This window comes from Lysobacter tyrosinilyticus, from assembly GCF_054779815.1.
Window position 1 is genome coordinate 517,053 of the sequence record NZ_BAAGXN010000004.1, and the last position, 19,948, is coordinate 537,000.

10 protein-coding genes are annotated in these 19,948 nt (G+C 61.3%); 5 read left to right on the forward strand and 5 right to left on the reverse strand.

From position 1 onward, the window contains the following. Position 1: 1 nt before the first annotated feature. From ACYVGK_RS13190 to ACYVGK_RS13210, 5 genes are all read right to left on the reverse strand, one after another. Positions 2-1,267 (reverse strand): CheR family methyltransferase, encoded by a 1,266-nt coding sequence (locus ACYVGK_RS13190; protein ID WP_460734381.1) that lies wholly within the window; start codon positions 1,265-1,267, stop codon positions 2-4. Further along, on the reverse strand, positions 1,267-1,731 hold the full coding sequence (locus tag ACYVGK_RS13195; protein WP_460734383.1) for a chemotaxis protein CheW: 465 nt from the start codon (positions 1,729-1,731) through the stop codon (positions 1,267-1,269). The genes ACYVGK_RS13190 and ACYVGK_RS13195 overlap by 1 nt, the downstream gene beginning before the upstream one ends. 56 nt (positions 1,732-1,787) lie before the next feature. After that, positions 1,788-3,407 carry a methyl-accepting chemotaxis protein gene (locus ACYVGK_RS13200; RefSeq protein WP_460734385.1) on the reverse strand — a complete coding sequence of 540 codons (1,620 nt, stop codon included), beginning with the start codon at positions 3,405-3,407 and terminating at the stop codon, positions 1,788-1,790. A gap of 518 nt (positions 3,408-3,925) precedes the next feature. Further along, positions 3,926-5,656, reverse strand: a complete 1,731-nt coding sequence (locus ACYVGK_RS13205) for a cyclic peptide export ABC transporter (RefSeq protein ID WP_460734387.1) — start codon at positions 5,654-5,656, stop codon at positions 3,926-3,928. Next, complete coding sequence (locus ACYVGK_RS13210; RefSeq protein WP_460734458.1) at positions 5,653-8,130, reverse strand: penicillin acylase family protein; 2,478 nt, start codon at positions 8,128-8,130, stop codon at positions 5,653-5,655. The genes ACYVGK_RS13205 and ACYVGK_RS13210 overlap by 4 nt, the downstream gene beginning before the upstream one ends. A gap of 970 nt (positions 8,131-9,100) precedes the next feature. Between ACYVGK_RS13210 and ACYVGK_RS13215 the strand changes: the two genes are divergently transcribed. From ACYVGK_RS13215 to ACYVGK_RS13235, 5 genes are all read left to right on the forward strand, one after another. After that, positions 9,101-10,750, forward strand: coding sequence for a fatty acyl-AMP ligase (locus tag ACYVGK_RS13215; protein ID WP_460734389.1), 1,650 nt, complete (start codon positions 9,101-9,103; stop codon positions 10,748-10,750). A gap of 108 nt (positions 10,751-10,858) precedes the next feature. Then, entirely contained in the window at positions 10,859-11,122 is a 264-nt protein-coding gene (locus ACYVGK_RS13220) for an acyl carrier protein (protein ID WP_460734391.1), read from the forward strand. A 132-nt stretch (positions 11,123-11,254) separates the two neighbouring features. After that, positions 11,255-12,385 (forward strand): homoserine O-acetyltransferase MetX, encoded by a 1,131-nt coding sequence (gene metX, locus ACYVGK_RS13225; protein ID WP_460734393.1) that lies wholly within the window; start codon positions 11,255-11,257, stop codon positions 12,383-12,385. Then, the gene (locus tag ACYVGK_RS13230; protein WP_460734395.1) at positions 12,375-13,496 is read left to right on the forward strand and encodes a homoserine dehydrogenase family protein; all 1,122 of its coding nucleotides are present in this window, start codon (positions 12,375-12,377) and stop codon (positions 13,494-13,496) included. The genes metX and ACYVGK_RS13230 overlap by 11 nt, the downstream gene beginning before the upstream one ends. Before the next feature lie 33 nt (positions 13,497-13,529). Further along, positions 13,530-19,943 carry an amino acid adenylation domain-containing protein gene (locus tag ACYVGK_RS13235; RefSeq protein WP_460734397.1) on the forward strand — a complete coding sequence of 2,138 codons (6,414 nt, stop codon included), beginning with the start codon at positions 13,530-13,532 and terminating at the stop codon, positions 19,941-19,943. Positions 19,944-19,948: the final 5 nt, after the last annotated feature.

Here is a 19,948-nt window from a genome sequence, read left to right on the forward strand (position 1 = left end):
GTCAGACCGCCTTGCTGCGTCGACGCTGGGCACGCATCCGAAGCACGCGTCCACCCGCGGTGTCACCCTTGGTTTCCAACAGCAGCGCCAGGTGCATCAAGGCCTCCTCGTGATCGGGTTCCAGATACAACGCCTTGCGGAAGTAGTCCTCGGCGCGATTCCGCCTGCCGGTTGCTCCATGGATGAGCCCCATGAGATAGAGGGCTTGTGAGGTGGGGCCGTGAGTCTTCAGATGCGCCTCGCAGGCAACCGCGGCCTCATCGAACGAGCCCACGTCCGCCTTCTGTCGTGCAATCTCCAACAAGGCCTGTTCCGATGCAGGTGCGGGTGTGGAAGTGGGCGAGGTAACAGCAGCTTTGGCCTGCTGGGGTGGTAGCGGCTTGGGTTTGATCGGCTTGGGAATCTCTTGCTTGACCTTGGAATGGCTCGTGGCTCGGGGTTTCGCGCCGACGGGAGAAAGCGCTGCTGGAGCATCTGAACGCGGCTTGAGGAATGCGAATGCCATAGGCATCTGCGCGGAAACGTAGTTGAGCGAAAGCATCAGGCCGGACTCGGCTGGTCCGACGAACAGCAAGCCATCGGGGCGAAGCAGGCGGGCGAGCGCGTTGACGACGCGCACCTGCGTATCCTGGTCGAAATAGATCAGCAGATTGCGACAGAAGATCGCGTCGTAGGACTCTGCAGCGAGGAGGCCGGTATCGAGTACGTTTCCCCGGCGAAACCCAACTCGACTGCGGATGGCATCGGACAACTGCCAACCTCCGTGCACCTTGTGGAAGTGGCGATCGCGGTATTGCAGGTCGCGTCCACGGAACGAATGGCCGCCATAGACGGCGCGACGCGCCTTGGCCAAGGCGCGTTCGCTGATATCCACGGCATCTATGGTCAGGTGTTCCGTCGGGAAACCTGCATCCAGCAATGCCATGGCCATCGTGTAGGGCTCCTCGCCGGTGGAGCAGGGCAGGCTGAGCAGATGCAGTCGTCGTCCCGGGCGCGATGCCAACCAGTTCAGGTCATAGGTGCGGATCAAGGCTTCGAATACCTCCGCATCGCGGAAGAATGAGGTTTCGGGGACGACGACAGCCTCGATCAGTTCCTGCTGCTCCACCGGGGATGCGCGCAGTTGTTGCCAATACTCGACCAGGTTTCTGCACGAGCAGAACGTCATCCTGGCTTCGATGGCGCGATCGACGACATTCGGGCCAAGGGTGGCGGCATCCAATCCCATGGTGTCCTTGAGCCATTGCTTGAAGCCGTCAGCCTCCATCAGCAGCTCTCGATGGTTTCCTGGAAGAGGAGATCGCGGACCGTATCCGGAAGCAGATGTTCGATCTGCACCCACTGGATCAGCCCATCCGGGTCGGAAGCCACCGGTCCAAGGTAGGAGGCTTCCTTGTTGCTGATGCCGCTGGCGACGAAAGCCTCGGGGACAAGTCGCATGGTTTCGACCACCTGTTCCGCGATCATGCCGAGCTTGCGCGTCGAGCCATCGGGTAACGGGTAGTGCGTCACGATGATGCGGGTGCTCAATTGGCGACGCGCGGACCGGCCAAGCGTCAGCCGGCTGAGGTCTACAAGAGGTATGGCTTCGCCATGAAGCGTGAATGCACCGGCGATCGCCGCGGGAGCGTGCGGAATTTTCTTGGCCGTTACCAAAGGTAATACCGAAGAAACCTTCTCGGCTTCTATCGCATACCTGTCGTCATCCAGTTTGAAGAGAAGGAAAAGCACGTCTGTTGCTCTCCCATGCTGTCTATCGACGGATTTCTGCGGCGACTACGCTTCGTTTAAGCAAGCAGCTTGAATTTGGACACGCCATCACGTAACCCGGCACTGACGTGGTGAAGCTCGTCGATGGCCTGGTTCGATTGCTTGAGTGCGTCGACAGTCTGCTGCGCCGCTTCGCTAAGCTGGGTCAGCGCCAGGTTGATCTGCTCGGCGCCGGCCGACTGGGCCTGAACACCCTCATTGGCTGCTTCGAAGCGTGGGACCATGGCCTGGACGTGATCGATTACCTGCGACAACTGCGCGCCCACCAGCTGCACATCGTTCGTTCCGCGGCGAACTTCCTCGGAGAATTTGTCCATTCCCATCACGCCAGCGGAAACCGCTGACTGGATCTCGCGAACCATCTGCTCGATATCGAGCGTGGCTATGGCGGTCTGGTCAGCCAGGCGGCGAATCTCGACGGCGACCACCGAGAACCCACGGCCGTACTCGCCGGCCTTTTCCGCCTCTATCGCCGCGTTGAGGGAAAGCAGGTTCGTCTGGTCGGCAACCTTCGTGATGGTCGTGACGACCTGGCTGATGTTGTCGGCCTTCTCGGCCAGAACCGCGAGCTTCGCGCTGATGGCAGCCGTCGCATCGATCATCCGATGCATGGTTTCTTCCATCTGCACCAGACCCGTTTGTCCACTTCCGGCGAGTGTTCCGGTCTGCTCCGCCGTGCTGGCCACACTGTCCATGGTGCGTGCCAGCTCCTTGGAGGTGGCGGCGATTTCCCTGGAGGTCGCGCCGATTTCCGTCGTCGTCGCCGCGATCTGTGCGGCTGTCGCCTGTTGTTCGCGCAGCGTCGCGGTGATTTCGTTGATCGAGGAGTTGACCTGGATTCCCGAGGTCTGGACCTGGCCGACCAGTTCTGAAAGATCGTCGGTCATGCGGTCGTACCCTTGCGCCAGCGTGCCGAACTCATCGGCGCGTGCGAATGCGAGTCGCTGGCTGAAATCTCCCTTGGCCATCGTCTCCACGGCACGCGCCAGGCGCTGCAAGGGGTGGGTGATGGCTCGCAACAAAAGGAAGCCCGCCAGTCCTGCAAGCGCCAGTGCGCCGACGAAGGTCACCGCGATGCCGATCTTCGCCGCTACGACGGCCTCGGCAATGCGTCTCCCGCTTTCCACTGCGTTGGCATGGTTGTGATCGACGATGACCACGATGGCTTGCTGGGCCTTCTCGAAGGCCGGATCCACACGCGTTCGAAGGTACTGCGCATTCGCTCGGGAGTCGGAAGCCTCCGGGCGGACCAACTCGGATTCAAGGGTGAAGTATTGCTGGCTCAGGCGCTTCACCGTCTCCAGGTTCTCCCGGTCCGCGCTTGTTCGCACGGTGGCTTCATAAGCCGTCAGGGTCTTCTCGAATTCTGCCCGGCGCGTGCGAAGCTGCGTCTGGGCTCCGGCGATTCCGGCTGCGTCGGTCGCTGTCAGCGCATGCAGGGCGACATAGTTTGCGTGCCATGCCGATTCCATCCGGCCGGAGACATACATGCCGGGCAGGGCATCCAGACGCAGGCGATCCTCTTCGGCCTGGATATGGAACAAGCGCTGTAGCGCGATTCCCCCCATCAGAAGCATGACCACGATGATCACGGCAAAGCTGAGCAAGATGCGCTGACGAATCGTAATGTTGTTCATGCCATTACCCCTGAAAAGGTGGCCATGCATTGATCGACAACTCGCGGGCGTGCGAACTCGCGCCTGGGTCGCAGACAGGCGGAAGAAGTAAGTAAGGGGATGGGAGCGCTGGGTGTAACGACAGAGGTGCCGGACCGAGCCGGTCGGCCATGTGTGCGAATTCCATGCGATTCCAAGCGCATATTCGCTCCGATTTCTTCCGTGAGACGTCGACTCGATGCTTCAGGCAGTCATTGCGAACCGGCCGGCGTCCAAGCTGAATGTACACCTAGATAGGTGTCGGAGTGATGGCGATTGCAGGATCTCGTGCGCCTGGTGATCCCCACTGGCTATTCACCGTTTGGCTCCGCGCAGGGACAAATTGAATCAATCGTCTGACGTCGGCTGCGCCTATTGCCCTAATTTAATCAATGGGTTACGAAGAAATTGCAGCCGCCAGCGTCCCTCGAGAGCATCGGTGCAGCCCGGTAAGTGCCGGGCTCTGGGGCCAGATAAGCGGAGACCCGCGGGTCAGACCGTCAGGCGATCATCAAGAAGTCGTCCGTCTTCGCCCGGCCCGCCGCGTGCTCGGTCGCCGCTGCGGACCGGCGTTCGATCTTCGCGATCCGGCCCTCTTCCAGCACGATCAACTGGTCCGCGAGATCGAAATAGCGGTCGTCATGAGTGATCGCGATGATCGCCTTGTTCCTGGCCCGCAACGACGGAAGGATCTCGTTGTAGAAGACGGCCTTGAAGGTCGGGTCCTGGTCGGCAGCCCACTCGTCGAACAAATAGAGCTCCTTGTCGTCGATGATGGCGGCCAGCAGCGCCATGCGTCGGCGCTGACCATCCGACAGGGCGAGCGTCGAGAACTTCCCGTCCTTGTAGGTGACCTTGCGGTCGAGGTGCAGCGCGGACAGGTAGTGATTGACCGCTTCGTCAACGTGTTCGTGATGCGCGCCAAGCAACTGATCGAAGAGATGGTAATCGGAGTAAATGGCGCTGATCGATTGCCGATAGGTACCTATGGTCTGCTCGGTGATCGCTTCGCTCCCAAAATAGATCTGTCCGGCAGCCGCGGGATAGTGGAGCGTCAGTAGCTTGCTCAGGGTGGACTTGCCAGAACCGTTGCCGCCGATGATGAAGGTGATCTCGCCCTTCCTGATCTCGAGATCAACCGGCCCGACACTGAAGCTGTCGTCTTTTCCGCCCTTATTGTGGTGGCGATAGCAGACTTGCTCGAACCGCACCGCGTTCCAGGGCAATGCAGGCTTCTGCGCACTGTCCATGGCTTCCGCCGGGATCTCGTTCAGCAACGTGGCGACGCGCTGCATCGAAACCCGCGATACCGAAATCATGGGCAGAACATGCAACAAGGCAGAGATCGGGCCCGAGATGTACAACAGGGCCATGATGATGCCGACGAGCTCCTGGTTGCTGATCACCCGATAGTTGACGACGATGAACACTATCGAGCCGATCACGAAGAAGCTCAGCAACTCCCCGTAATTGTTGGCAGCCTGAATGATCGTGTGTCCGGCCTTCTCGTTGCCCTGCACTGATTTTTCGTGATGCATCAAAACGGAGTCGAAGAAGGCGGCGCGCTTGGCGTCGTTCAACTTCAGCTCCTTGATGCCGTGGATCAATCCCTGGATCGAGGCTTGCAGGTCGTCGAAGTGCGAGCGGGCGCGCTGGAAAAATCGGCGGCCGGCCATCATTGGCAGCTGGAAGCTCACTACGCCGAAAGCGATGCATCCGAGAACGAACCAGAAGACGTCCGAGTTCAGTATCAGAAGGAATCCCAGCATGCCGATCAGCATGACAAGGTTGACCAGGGCGTCGGGCAGCGTGCGGGCGCCTTGCACGATCCTCGGGACGTCGGAAGTGAGTGCGGCGATCAGCCGTGCAGAACCGATACGTTCAAGAGAGGACAGGGGCGCATTGGCAATTCGCGCATACATCTGCGTTCGCAGGTTCGAAGCCACATCGATGGCGACGCGCGTCAAGAATATCTGGGACAGGGTTCTGGTCGTCAGAACCAGCAGGCACACGACGGTAAACACCAGCGCCAAGGGCGCATTGGCGATTTCGAGCGAAAAAAGGTAGGTCGGGGCAACCGCGACTGTTTTCAGGTTTGGGTTGCCCTCATCCAGGACCGACAGCACCAGCGGGATCAACAAGGAATACAGAACGCCGGATACGCCGCCGAGCACGATGGATACCGCGACCTTGTTGGGTGCGCGCTGCGAAAACTGGGAGAACAGATTCATTGCGCCACTCCGCCATGGCCGGTTGCGGCATGGGATACGGTTGGTCTGCGACCGCCGGGTGCGTGGTCGTAGGATGCTTCCAGCGGGTAGTACGTCACGTTCCGGAACGGTTCGACCATGTCGTCGTAGTGCGGGCTGAAGATGTTTCCGGACTGTCCCGTCGAATTCATGTAGATGTGTCGGATCCCATCCGGCTTCAGTGAGAACACCTGACGGAAGCCGGCGCCGAAGCTCTGCAGATAGCCTTCCGACCCAGCGTACTTGGACGCGGCGACGCTGATGGAGTTTGCGGATCCGCCGTTGCCGATTCGCCTTTCGAAGATCTTCGCAAGGGCCTTGGACTGACTGAAGGGCACGTGTTCATATAGGGTGGCCTGCATCGTTCCCCAACCCCAGCTCTCCATGCTCCAGTCGCCCTTGAGCTTGTGCAGTTCCCACAGAGCGCTCTCCAGAGACGATGCCAGCAACGCGTCGCAGTTTTCGACCGATGTCGTATTGCGGTCGTCACACCAGCGCTGATCATCCTTCTGCGCAATGGCAAGCAATTGGTCCGTCTCGACGCTGTCGGTCAACGATTCCATCAGCTCGGTGGCCTGTTCGTTTCCCCAGTTCGAGCGCAGGCGGTTGCTGAATATGGCCTGCCTGAAATGACGCATCCAGGTGTGGAAGATCGCGGCAGCCTGGCTGTCTGCGCGCATGTCGCCGTCCCAGGACTTGAGGTATCGCGCCGCCGTGGATTGATGCTCGCCCTTCGGCAATCGCGTCCGCAGGAACCGCATCATCGCAGCGGCCTGCAGGTCGATGGTGTCGCCCTGCATGCGTTGAATGTCTTCGATCGTGAGACGCTTGCCGTCTGCGATGGAGCGATTCAGTAGTTGTTCGATCCGTTGCGCACGGGCGGGCGGGGCCCAGTCATCGGAAATGAAGTATTGGTAGGACGGCCCGACCACCTTGTTGTTGGCCGTGACGATGTAGCCCGAGGGTGGGTTGTATGTCTGGGGCCACTCGCTGGGCGGAACATATCCAGACCAGCCGTATGCGTCATCCCATCCGGGCGAGGGCAGGGTGCCCTGGCCCTGCTTTCGAATGGGAAGGCGGCCTGCGCCGATATAGCCGATATTTCCCTGGCGATCGGCATAGACGATATTCATGGCCGGCGCGACATGCCGCTGAAGTGCTTCGGAGAATTCCGTCCAGTTGCGCGCGTAGTCGAGCCGGAAGAAGGATTCGTAACTCGTATCGTTCGAGTCCAGACCCGTCCATCGCAGCGCGACAGGTTGGTTGAACACGCCATATCGATCGCTGATCACGGGGCCATGGCGGGTCGATCGAACCTGCAACTTGATCGGTGCGTATTGCTTTCGCAGAGTCTGCGGGAAGTCGGCTCGAACCTGGATGACTTCCTCCCGCGTCTGGAATCGCTCCCAGCGGCCATTGATTTCATAGCGCTGGCCGGTTTCATCGACTCTTTCGAAGAAGAGGTCCTGGGTATCGGCCATCATGTTGGTGCCGCCCCACGCGATGCTCTCGTTTCTTCCGAGCACGACGAGAGGTAATCCGACCAGTCCCATGCCGGAGGTTTTCAGTCGGGGCGTTTCGATGCTTATGGCATACCAAAGCGATGGAATCTTCAGGCCCAGGTGCGGATCGTTCGCCAGCAGGGCGGCGCCATCCCGGGTGTGTCGTCCCGACACCACCCAGGCATTGCTTCCTGTCCGTGGCATCGCCAAACCGTAGTCGCGCTGCAGCTGATCCTGTAGCTCCAGCAGTGATGCGAGCGGGGCTGTATTAAAGGGGTGCCCTGGTTCGATCGTGGTTGGCGCATCGCTCGGATAGGTCGGGAAGAAAGCGGAAAGCTGTGTGTCCGACAGCGACTGCCTGGCGATGTAGTGGCGCATTTCCTTGCTGAAGTTTCCGCCCAGGTCCAGTGCGAACATCTTGACCCAAGCCAGGGAATCCCGCTCCGTCCAGCGAGCGGGCGAGATGTGCAGAATCCGGAACTCGATGGGGAGCTCATGCCCTTCGGCGATCCAGGCATTGATGCCGGCGGTGTATGCGGTGAGCGATTGCTGCGCCTGCGGAGTCAGCGATTGCCATGCAGAGGCGGTCGATTCGTATATGCCCAGCGTGCGCAACCAGGCATCGGTGTTGATGGTCTTGTCGCCGAATACCTCGCTCAGGCGACCGCGGGCAATGCGGCGTTGTAATTCGAGCTGCCACAGGCGGTCCTGCGCATGGGCGTAGCCGACCGCGAAGAAGGCATCGGCATCGGTGCTTGCCCGGATATGGGCCACTCCCTGTGCATCGCGCCGGATGGTTGCCGGCGCCGACACACCATCGTTGTGCAGGGTAATGGTGCCTTCTGGAGGAAGGCTGGCTCGAAGAATGCCGTGCAGCCAGATCGCAAGCGCGATTACCGGAACCAGGACGACTACCACCAGGCGCTTCGTTAGCGGAAACGAACGTTGTGCCATCAGTGGCACCGGCTGGATCGGAGGGACGAGGTCAATTCCATGTGGTTCGCCTGATGCATTGCGTTGGCGCAATGCCTAGTGTTGTTTGGCCGGGTAGCGGGCATGCACGCATCGAACCGATCGGAGTGCGATCGGTTTGAATTAGGAGTCGCGGTGCGAGCGACGGCATTGCCGCAACGGGCAACGCGCGCAGTAACGGATTCCGCTCGACTTACACGAATAAAGGGGGCTTATCAGGCCGCGCTGCTGGATGCGAAAAACTCGTCGTTCCAGGGCCTATGCGCGCGATGCAATGAAGGTTCGCGATTGGCGATCCGCTGCTCCTTAGCAATAAAAATCCATTCCATGGGTGTGCTGCGCTGCGGAATCTATCGGGTGAATGCTACCCGCCGGTTACCGCGAAACCGGCCGGAGGCTAGATGAGCTGAAATATCCTGTCAAGAAGTCTGAAACATCCGGCTTGCACAGTACCAGTGAAGGGCTCACGGCAATAAAGCCCTACATACCCGGTCGTATCGAAAGTTTGCTGCTGACTTCTCATTTCAAAAAAATGAACGGCTGTTGACTTTTGTGAAGAAAGTGTTGAGCCTGTCCCTGTTGGAATTGACAGTCGCGGCTTCGATGTAACTGTGATAGCGCCGCAAGGCGCGATTTCGCGGACGAAGAACGACGCATGCTGATTCGACGCGTTCGTGGCCAGGTCAAGTTGTCCAGATTCATGAAGCTGCTGGGACTGCAGTTGACTGCACGGCCGCGTCATTGATCCAGCTCCCGGAAGGCTGCCCTTCGAAAGATTGGCCGCCACGGGTGTCTGTTGACGTAATGGTTTGAACGATGGTGTTCAGGAGGCCATGCAGGCTTCTGGTAGTGCTGCAGAGCGCGCGTAGAAAGTCGCGATCGCACTGCATATGGAGTTGTAAGTCGATGCGTGAAAGACCGCATTTGTGCTGGGACTACGGAAGGGATAGGGATGTCGAGCTTCGCCGAACTGATGGTGAGTCGTGCGCAATCCACGCCAAACAAGATTGCCTGTCGCTTTTTCAAAGGCGCGTTGCTCCAGCCGGAAGATCTGACTTTCGGCGAGCTATATGCGCGGGCGAAGATCCTTGCGGCGCACATGGATGCGCTCGGGCTTCGGGACAGCCGCGTATTGCTGATCTGCAAATCGCAGAAGACTTTCGTCATCGCGTTCTACGCCTGCCTGCTGGCAGGAGTCGTTGCCGTACCCACGGCGCCGCCGCGCCGACAGATCATGCAGGCACGTCTGCAGGTCATCGTCGGCGATGCACTGGCCAGCGGAATCCTGTTCGACGCGGATGAGTTGGTGGACGTCGAGCTCGATGGCGCAAACGGCTCGATGACCAAACTCGATCTGCGTGAATTCTTCGAGAAGAGCGAACTGCAGGCGCTTGCCGAAAGCTGGCAGCCCGCTTTCCCGCAGCTCTCCGCGCCTGCCTTCCTGCAGTACACGTCGGGTTCGACGGGCGATCCCAAAGGGGTGGTGGTCAGTCACGGCAACCTGGTGCACAACTGTGCGGCAATCCAGGAGGCGATGGAGATCGACGGCGATTCGGTGCTCTTCACGGCGCTGCCGCTGTTCCATGACATGGGACTGGTCGGCGGGGTCCTGCAACTTATGTATTCAGGGTGCACCGCCGGATTCCTGTCGCCGTCGGAGTTCGTCCAGTACCCGGAACGCTGGTTGCAGATCATTTCGCGCTATGGGGTGACTGTCAGCGGCGGCCCGAACTTCATGTACGACCTTGCCGCCAGAGCAATCAAACCTGAGCAGATCGAGAGCGTTGATCTTTCCTCCTGGCGGGTTGCATTCAGCGGTGCCGAGCCGATTCGTTCGGATACGGTCCAAAGATTCGCCGAACGTTTCGCCGAGCATGGTTTTCGGGGCGAAGCGTTCTATCCGTGCTATGGCATGGCCGAGTCCACCTTGTTCATTACGGGTACCCAGTGCGGCGTCCAGTACAAGGTGCATCGTCAGGAATCCAGCAACGTTGTCGGGTGCGGTAAACCCCGGCGCGATACGCGTGTGGAAATCGTGGACCCGGAAGCACGCCGTCGCGTCCCTGAAGGAACGGTGGGCGAAATCTGGGTTCGCGGATCCAGCGTTGCGCAGGGCTACTGGATGCGTCCGGAAGTAACCGAGCGCGTCTTCCGCGCGCGTATCGAAGGCAGCGAGGGCGAGTACCTCAGGACCGGAGATCTCGGCTTCGTTCAGGACGGCCAGCTGTACGTGAGTGGGCGTCTCAAGGACCTCATCGTGGTGAATGGGCGGAAGTACGCGCCCCAGGACATCGAGAACGAATGCGAGCAAAGCCACGTTGCCCTGCGACAGGCTTCAGGTGCCGCCTTCGATGTCGACGATGCCGATAACCGGCGGCTTGTCGTGGTTTTCGAGCTCAAGCGCGAATGGCTGCGTCGCCACCCGGAATGGGACGACGTGATCGGCTCGATGCGCGCCTCGGTCAGTGCAGCCTACGGGCTGCCGGTGTCCGACGTGGTGCTCATCAGGCCCGGTTCGCTACCTCGTACCTCCAGCGGAAAGGTGCGGAGGAGCCAGTGCAGGGCGGACTACCTTGCCGGGGCATTGGAGCGGGCCGGCTAGTGAAGTTGGAAACGGGTTTGGAATGCCCGTAACACCGAGAAATCGGTAGCAGATGATTGCGCAGTGATCATGACGATCGAAGCACACGGAGTTGCAGGAGCAAGTGCAGTGAGCAAGCGTGAAATTTGGCTGGCAGCAGCCCTGGCAGAAGTCCTTGAAGTGGATGCATCGCAAATCTCGGCGACGGAGACCTTCGCCCAGATCGGCGTCGATTCGCTATTGGGCCTGCGTCTGACCCGCAAGCTGGAAGACCAGCTCGGCGTCGAAGTCGAGCTCGAGTGGGTCTTCGACCATCCAAGCATCCGTGAGTTGGCCGGATTCCTTGATGGCCGTTTCGGCGAGATGACAGGTTCCGTTCAAGCAGTCTGTTGACGACAGCCTTTGCCTGAAGACGCTGCGCTTCACGGGCGGCGTTGGATATCACTTTGTCAGAAGTACCTGAAGTTCATGCATGCGGGGATTGCCAGACATGGCAGTCGCTGCAGATCAAGGATGCGAAATGCTATGAGCGATTATCCGATTTCCCCGGTTACCCGATTCTGGACGAGCGAAGCGCCGCTGGCATTGGAGCTTGGTGGCGAGTTGCCGGCGTACACACTTGCGTTTCGAACTTGGGGCGAGCTTTCCGCTCAGGGCGACAACGCAGTAATCGTCTGCCATGCACTGACAGGATCCGCCGATGCCGAGACATGGTGGGCGGATCTGTTTGGCGCGGGCAAGGCAATCGACCCAACGCAGGATTTCGTGATCTGCAGCAATACGCTGGGTAGCTGCTATGGCAGCACCGGACCCACGTCGTCGGATCCTTCTGGTCGACGTTGGGGTGCACGGTTTCCCCGTCTGACGATTCGTGATCAGGTGCGAGCGCAAATGGCACTGGCCGATGCGCTTGGCGTGCGCCGAATCAAGCTTGTGATCGGTGGCTCGATGGGTGGCTTGCAGACGCTGGAGTGGGCGTTGTCGGATGCGACCCGGGTCGAGTCAATCGTCGTAGTCGCCGCCAGCGCCTCCCATTCCGCCTGGTGCGTCACCTGGAGCGAGACACAGCGGATGGCCATTCGCTGCGATCCAAAATTCCGTGATGGTGACTACCCGCAGCACGACGCGCCGCATGACGGTCTCGGGGTTGCCCGCGCCATTGCGATGGCCACGTACCGTAGCGCCGGTGCGCTGGAGCGAAGGTACGGGCGAAACAACGGTGCACAAGTATTCGGCTCGCAGGCGAAGGCTCCCGAGCAGTTCGCGGTGCAGAACTGGGTTTCGCACCACGCGGACAGCTTCGTTCGGCGATTCGACGCGAACAGCTACATCGCTCTGATCAATGCCATGGACCAGCACGATGTCGGGCGTGGTCGCGGTGGAATCGAAGCGGCGCTGGGGAGCATTACCCAACCTGCATTGGTCGTCTCGATATCGAGCGACGCGCTCTATGTTCCGGCCGAGCAGGAATATCTCTTCGACATGCTGCCCAACGCGCGACTCGTGGAAGTCGCGTCCCCGCACGGGCACGACGGATTCCTGATCGATGCAGTGCACATGGAATCGAGCATCCGCGAGTTTCGCGGTACCCCGATGGCAGGACAGCACCACGCCATCCTCAACAACGTCGCCGAGGTCGCCACTTATGCTGAATAACACCGCGACGGCACGAATCGATGCCCGATTCGCGCCCGCCCAGGCCCAACGGGTCGACCTGATTCTGATCGGCGCGCGAGGAAAGGTCGGAACCGCATTCCGTCAATTGCTTGCACGTCGCCAGGAAGCGCTGCTTGCGGAAGCCAATCTTGACTTGCGGCTCCTCGCCAGCTTCGACCGGCGCGGCTTTGCCTTCGATGCGCATGGACTGTCCCCGGAAGCCATCGACCAGCACATCCCCGAACGTAACACCAGCGATTTCGACAATCTTCTGGCATTCGTTTCCGGGCGCGACGGCGCGCGTACGCTCGCGGTCGACTGCACCGCCAGCGAAGAAGTTGCGGATTGCTACCCGCAGCTCCTAATGAACGGAATGGGTATTGTCGCCGCGAACAAGCGGGCCAATGCGCGCAGTCTCGCCCACTACCACAACCTGCAGCGCACATCGCGCGACCAGGGCGTTCCGTATCGCTACGAAACGACCGTGGGTTCGGCGATCCCGTTGCTGGGACCCCTCCGCGATTTGCGCCTGCGCGGTGAGGAAGTGATTTCCATCCAGGGCGTGCTCTCCGGTTCGCTCAGCTACATCCTGCATCGCATGCATGAAGGCTGCGCCTTCTCGGCCGCCGTGGCCGAGGCACGCATGCTGGGATACACCGAGCCGGATCCGATGGAGGATCTGCGCGCCATCGACCTGAGTCGAAAGCTGCTTGTGCTGGCTCGCGAAGCGGGCTTCAGCCTCGGGCTGGACGAGCTGGTGATCGAGCCGCTGGCGGACCTGGATATCGATACGGACGATCTCGTGTCCACGCTGCAGTCGGTCGATGCCGGCTGGAAGGCGCGCATCGACGCGGCGCTGGCGCGCGGTGAGCGCTGGGTGGTGCTGGCCGAGGCCTCGCACCATGGCGGAAAAATCAGTCTCCATTCCGTGCCCGCGCATTCCGCGTTCGCGCAGCTCGAGCCGGGCCAGAACCATATCGAGATCCGTACCCGGTTGCAGGATCGGATGCCGCTCAAGGTAAGCGGCCCAGGAGCCGGTGTGGAAATCACGGCCGCTGGTGTGCTTAGCGATGTCGTCACCGCGGCCACGCACTGGCCAAGTCGCACCTGATTCGCGTTCCAGACCCAAGCAGGATGCTTAACGATGAGTCTTGATCACGCTGCCGAAGCCTGGTTTCCACTGTCTGCTTCGCAGCATGCACGCTGGTTCCTGTATCACTTCGCGCCGGAAGGGCGGGGGAGCCACAACAACGTTTTCTGCGTCGGACTTCGTGGAGAAGTTGATCCGGCGATGTTGTCGCGTGCGCTCGACCGGCTTGCCGAGCGGCATCCGATGCTGCGTGTACAAATCCGAGCCCTGGATGGCCGCGTGCCGGAGCAACGCGTGCTCGATAACGTGCGCGTGCCATTCATCGAACACGATGCGATCGGGTTGGACGACCTGGTGCTGCGAGAGCGGATCGGCAAGGATGCGTGGGCTCCATTCGAGTCCGCGCAATCGCCGTTGATCCGGGCAGGGTTGTATCGCCGTCATGAGCGCGAAGCCGTGCTCCTGCTCGTGCTTGATCACCTGATCTGCGATGGCTGGTCCTACTGGCTGTTGCTGGACGAATTGTCGGCCCTGATGCGCGGGGACACCGATCTGCCGGAGCCGCAGGCCGACGCGCGGTGCTACCGCGACTACGTTGCGTGGCAGCAGGACTGGTTGGAAGGCGCGCAGGCGGAAAAGCAGTTCCAGTACTGGAACGGAGTCTTTGGTGGCGAGACATCGCTCCTCAGTCTTCCAATCGATCGCCCCAGGTCGCTCGAATCCACCGGCGCGCAGGGCGTAGTTTCAGTCGATATCGCCCATGGAATGCTGGCGGGGCTCCACACGCGCGCGAAGGAGAACGCCGGCACGCTGTTCACGACGCTGCTGACGGCATTCCAAATCCTGCTCCACCGCTACTCGGGCCAGACCGACATCGCGGTCGGTTCGCCGATGCCGGGTCGAACCGACGAGCGCTGGAGCCAGATCGCCGGCGACTTCGTGAACATGGTGACGCTGCGGGCGGACTTCAGCGCCGATCCGAGCGTCGCCGAAGCCATGCGCCAGGTGCGCAATATCGCGCTTCGCGGCATGGCCAACCAGGACTACCCGTTCGCGCGCGTGGTCGACCGGCTGCACGCGCCGCAGGCGCTCGGCGAGCACCCGTTCTTCCAGGCGACCTTCGTATTCCAGAACGCGCGTAACTCCGTCGCAATGCGCGATCTGTGGCGCACCGGCTCGTGCAGCACCGTTGGACACTGGGGTGCGATTGAGCTCGTGCCTTTCTCGATTCCGGCGAAGGTGGCGACCGATCGCGTTCCGCTGACCCTGCAGGTCCTTGAGTTCAGCGACAGCCTGCGTTGCGACTTCCACTACGACGCAGATCTTTTCGACACCGCGACCATTGAGCGGATGGTCGACAGCTTCCGGCTTCTGCTGCAGGGGATGACCGACGATGTTTCAGCGCCGATCAGCCGATTGCCAATGCTGAGCGACGAGGCGCGTTCCCGCGTACTCACCGGATTCAACGATACCGGCCTCGATTACGCGCGCGACGTCCTGCTTCACCAGTCCTTTGAAAACCAGGTAAGGCGACAGCCGGATGCGATAGCGCTGCGCGATGGCGATCTGGTGCTCAGTTATGCGCAGCTGAATCGTCGCGCCAATCGCATTGCGCATCAGCTGATCGCGCTTGGCGTGCGCCCCGATGACCGTGTCGGGGTGTGCATGACACGCGGTGCCGCGATGGTGGCAGGTGTACTTGGCATCCTCAAAGCGGGCGGCGCCTATGTGCCGCTCGATCCCAAGTACCCATCCGATCGTCTCGCCTACATGCTGGCGGACAGCGAGCCGAAGGCTTTGCTGACCCAGTCGTCGCTGCATGTGTTGCCCGAATCGGACGTGCCGGCGCTGTACCTGGACCATGAAAGCACGTGGGGTCATCAGGAGGAGGGTGATCCTTCGCCGGTCGGCCTGAGAAGCGAGCACCTCGCCTATGTGATCTATACGTCCGGTTCGACCGGGCAGCCCAAGGGTGTGGCGATCGAGCATCGTAACGCCGCGAACTTCATCGCCTGGGCGACCGCCAACTTCGGCCGTGAGGAACTGGACAACACGTTGTTCGCCACTTCGATCAACTTCGATCTGGCGGTCTATGAAATCTTCGCTCCCCTGGCCGCTGGAGCCACCATCACCATCGTGGCGGATGTGCTCGCGGCGGATCGGAACACTCTGGTCTCCCTGATCAACACCGTGCCCTCGGGCATCCAGGCACTGGTGCAGGCTGGTGGTGTCTCCGAATCGGTGCGCACCATCAACCTCGCCGGCGAACCACTGAAGCGTGCGCTGGTGGAGCGCATCTTTGCCGAGACCGGAGTGGCTAGCGTCGCCAACCTCTATGGTCCGACCGAAACTACGACCTATTCGACCTGGGTGCGGATGCCGCGCGAGCGCTCCTTCGTCGCGCACATCGGACGTCCTATCGCCAACACCCAGGTCTACGTGCTGGACAAGCACCTCCAACCGGTGCCGGTTGGAGTCGTAGGTGAGTTGTACATCGCTGGCGAAGGCGTCGCGCGCGGTTATCTGAATCGCGACGAGCTGACGGCAGAGCGATTTCTTTCCGATCCGTTTGCCGCCGCGTCCGGCGCACGGATGTACAAGACCGGCGACCTGGGGCGCTGGCGTTCCGATGGCAACATCGAATATCTCGGACGCAATGATTTCCAGGTAAAGATCCGCGGTTTCCGGATCGAACTCGGCGAAATCGAGGCCAGGCTCGCCGGTTGTTCGGGCGTTGCCGAAGCCGTAGTGGTCGCACGGGAATCCGCAGCCGGCGATCAGCGTCTGGTCGCATACGTCGTGCCTAAGCCCGGCGTCGCACTCTCAATCGCGGGATTGCGCGAAGCATTGGCAAAGACGCTGGCCGAATACATGGTTCCCAGCGCCTTCGTGATCCTTGAAGCATTACCGCTGACGCCTAACGGAAAGCTGGATCGAAAGGCGCTGCCGGCCCCCGATGATTCCGCGGTCATTGCCCGCGAGTACGCGGCGCCGGAAAATGAAATCGAACGCGCGATTTCCACGATCTGGCAGGAGCTGCTGGGCCTGAAGCGCGTCGGTCGCAACGATCACTTCTTCGAGCTCGGCGGAAACTCGCTGATCGCTTTGCAGCTGGTATCGCGTCTTCGCCAGGTGTGCGGCGTCGAGATCAGCCTGAGGGATCTGTTCGCGCGGCCGATCGTGGCGGCGCTCGCCGAGCTGGTCCAGATGGGCCAACGGTTGGACGACGTTCCGCTTGCCGCACGGGATCGTGACGGCCCGCTGGAGCTTTCCTTTGCACAGCGACGCCTGTGGTTTCTCGATCAGCTGGATCATGCGGCGGGCGCGGCCTATCACATGCCCGCAGCCATGCATATCCAGGGCGCGCTGGACCGACAGGCGTTGCGGGCGACGCTGGATCGAATCGTTGCGCGCCATGAAGTGTTGCGGACGTGCTTTGTCAGCGAACGGGGCGAGCCAGTCCAGGTAGTCGCACCGCACGCCGAGTTCCATTTGAGCGAACACGACCTGCGCGGGCTGGAGCCCGGCGCGCGTGCCATCGCCATTGCCGAGCTCAGTGCCACCGAAGCGGCGGCTCCATTTGATCTCGCGACCGGGCCGCTGATCCGTGGTCGCTTGCTTCAGCTGGATGCGGACGACCACATCCTACTGATCACCAAGCATCACATCATTTCCGACGGCTGGTCTGTTGGTGTGTTGTTGCGTGAGTTTTCAGCGCTGTACGCGGCTTTCAGCCAACAGCAAGATGATCCGTTGCCGCCGTTAGCGGTGCAGTACGCCGACTACGCCGGCTGGCAGCGGGAGCGGCTGCAGGGAGACTTCGCGCAAACCCAGATCGAATTCTGGCGCTCGCATCTGACCGGTGCACCTGCATTGCTCGAGTTGCCGACGGACCGGCCGCGTCCGCCGGTGCAGAGCTATTCCGGCGCCTGCTTGCCGGTGGAAATCCCGGGCGAATTGGTACGTGAGCTGCGAGCTCTGTCGCAGCGTCACCAGACCACGTTGTTCATGACCCTGCTGGCGGGCTGGTCGGTCACGCTGGCGAGGCTGAGCGGGCAGGACGAAGTAGTCGTCGGCACCCCTGTCGCGAATCGCCTGCGCCCCGAGATCGAGTCCCTGATCGGACTGTTCGTCAACACGCTGGCCATTCGCACGCACGTTCCAGCCGATCAGACTGTTCGCGAGCTGCTGGCGAAAACCCGCGCCACTGTTCTGGAAGCCTTCGATCATCAGGAGCTGCCCTTCGAGCAGGTCGTGGATGCGGTTCAGCCGACCCGCAGCCTGGGCCACAGCCCGCTGTGCCAGACGCTGCTGACGCTGGACAACACTCCGAATAGCGATGCACTGGCGCTGCCGGGGCTGGCGATGTCGCCATTGCCCGTCCCCCAGGACAGCACTCGCTACGACATCGCGCTTTCCCTGCGCGACACTGGTAACACGCTCGGCGGTGAGCTTGAATACGCCACTGACCTGTTCGATCAGGCCACGGTCGAACGATACTTCGGACACTTCCTGACCATGCTCGAAGGCATGGTTGCCAACGAAGCTTGCAGGCTCGGCGAGCTTGCACTGATGACGGGCGAGCAGCGCGAAGAAGTCCTGTCCGGGTTCAATCCGCCGGCGAGCGGTGAGTTGCCCGAACAACTGGTTCATCGTCGCTTCGAGCAGCAGGTCGCAACGCGACCGTATGCAGTGGCGGTAATTGCGGAGGACGAGTCCGCGACCTATGCGGAGCTGAACTGTCGCGCCAACCAGATCGCACACCGCCTGCTTGAACTCGGCGTCAAGCCCGAAGATCGCGTTGCGATCAGCGTGGAGCGGGGCATCGGGCTCATTGCCGCGGCATTGGGTGTGCTCAAGGCCGGCGCCGCCTACGTGCCGCTGGATCCGAGCTACCCGCCGGAACGGCTCGCGTACATGCTGTCCGATAGCCGGCCTGCAGCGCTGGTGACGACCACCGGTTCGAATCTGTTGGGCACCGCGGCGCACAAGCTTCCTCCGGTGGTCCTGCTGCAGGACGTCGAGCTCCTGACGCAGCCCGACGGCAATCCTGAGCCGCAGGCGATCGGCTTGCGACCGGATCATCTGGCGCAGGTGATCTATACCTCCGGTTCGACGGGAATGCCCAAGGGCGTGATGGTCGAGCACGCGAACATCGCCCAGCTGGTCGAAAACCACATCGCGCAGTGCGGCCTCGAGCCGGGCGATCGCATGTTGCAATTCGCTTCGTTCTCGTTCGACAGCTCGGTTGTCGAGATCTTTCCGACACTGGCGGCGGGCGCGACGCTGGTGCTGCGCCCCGTGCAACTGGTAGCGCCCGATCAGGCGTTCGCGGAATTCATCACGGCCCATCGGATCACCATTGCCGACTTGCCGACGGCGTTCCTGCATCTGTGGGCGCAGGAAGTCAGCGAAGGCCGCAGCCTGCCTGGCGATAGCCTACGTTTGGTGGTCGTGGGAGGTGAGGCACTGGAACGTCGCCATCTGGCTACGTGGCTGGAAACGCCGCGCGGCCGCAGCATTCCCGTCTTGAATACATATGGCCCGACCGAAGCGGCCGTGTATGCAACGGCCGCACTATTCGACGATGCGAATCGGCTTGGTCCCGGTGAGCTGTCGATCGGCCGTCCGGTTCCTAACAGCCGCGTCTATCTCTTGGATAAGGCGGGGCAGCCGGTACCGCCAGGCATCACCGGTGAGATCTGCATCGCCGGCGCGCAGGTCGCACGGGGCTATTTCATGCGCCCGGATCTGACCGCGGAGCGATTCGCCAGCGACCCCTTCCATGTGCCCGCGTCGCGAATCTATCGCACCGGCGACCTGGGGCGTTGGCGTCTGGATGGAACGATCGAGTACCAGGGCCGAAACGATTTCCAGGTAAAGATTCGCGGCTTCCGCATCGAGCTCGGTGAGATCGAAGCCAGGCTCGCTGACTGCGACGGGGTGAAGGAAGCGGTTGTCCTGGCGCGCGCCGATGCGATGGGTGAGAAGCGTCTGGTCGCCTACGTGGTTCCGCATCCGGGTGTGGAGATATCCGCGCCGGTACTGCGCGACGCGCTGGCGGAAACGCTCACGGATTTCATGATCCCCGGTGCTTTCGTCAGTCTGCCGGCAATGCCATTGACACCCAACGGCAAGATCGACCGCAAAGCATTGCCTGAGCCGGATATGTCGGCCTTGTCGCTCCGGGAATACGTCGCGCCGGTCGGTGAGTACGAAGAACGCATGGCCCGTGTCTGGCAGGAACTGCTTGGCCTGGAGCGCGTCGGTCGCAACGACCACTTCTTCGAAGTCGGTGGCAATTCGCTGGCGATTACCCGGCTCAGCTTCGCCGTCAAGGAACATTTCGGCGTCGTTGCAAACGTGAGCCAGCTCTATGGCAGACCGTCCTTGCGGGAGATGGCTGCCTTCCTCGAGGAACAGGCCGAGCGATCGGCTGCGGAAACCACTGTCGTCCTCGAGTTCTAGCCGGG

What these genes read in the sequence shown, in the direction of transcription:
- ACYVGK_RS13190 (WP_460734381.1), bottom strand. Translation starts at nt 1,267, where the DNA reads ATGGAGGCTGACGGCTTCAAGCAATGGCTCAAGGACACCATGGGATTG.
- ACYVGK_RS13200 (WP_460734385.1), bottom strand. Translation starts at nt 3,407, where the DNA reads ATGAACAACATTACGATTCGTCAGCGCATCTTGCTCAGCTTTGCCGTG.
- ACYVGK_RS13205 (WP_460734387.1), bottom strand. Translation starts at nt 5,656, where the DNA reads ATGAATCTGTTCTCCCAGTTTTCGCAGCGCGCACCCAACAAGGTCGCG.
- ACYVGK_RS13210 (WP_460734458.1), bottom strand. Translation starts at nt 8,130, where the DNA reads ATGGCACAACGTTCGTTTCCGCTAACGAAGCGCCTGGTGGTAGTCGTC.
- ACYVGK_RS13215 (WP_460734389.1), top strand. Translation starts at nt 9,101, where the DNA reads ATGTCGAGCTTCGCCGAACTGATGGTGAGTCGTGCGCAATCCACGCCA.
- metX (WP_460734393.1), top strand. Translation starts at nt 11,255, where the DNA reads ATGAGCGATTATCCGATTTCCCCGGTTACCCGATTCTGGACGAGCGAA.
- ACYVGK_RS13230 (WP_460734395.1), top strand. Translation starts at nt 12,375, where the DNA reads ATGCTGAATAACACCGCGACGGCACGAATCGATGCCCGATTCGCGCCC.
- ACYVGK_RS13235 (WP_460734397.1), top strand. Translation starts at nt 13,530, where the DNA reads ATGAGTCTTGATCACGCTGCCGAAGCCTGGTTTCCACTGTCTGCTTCG.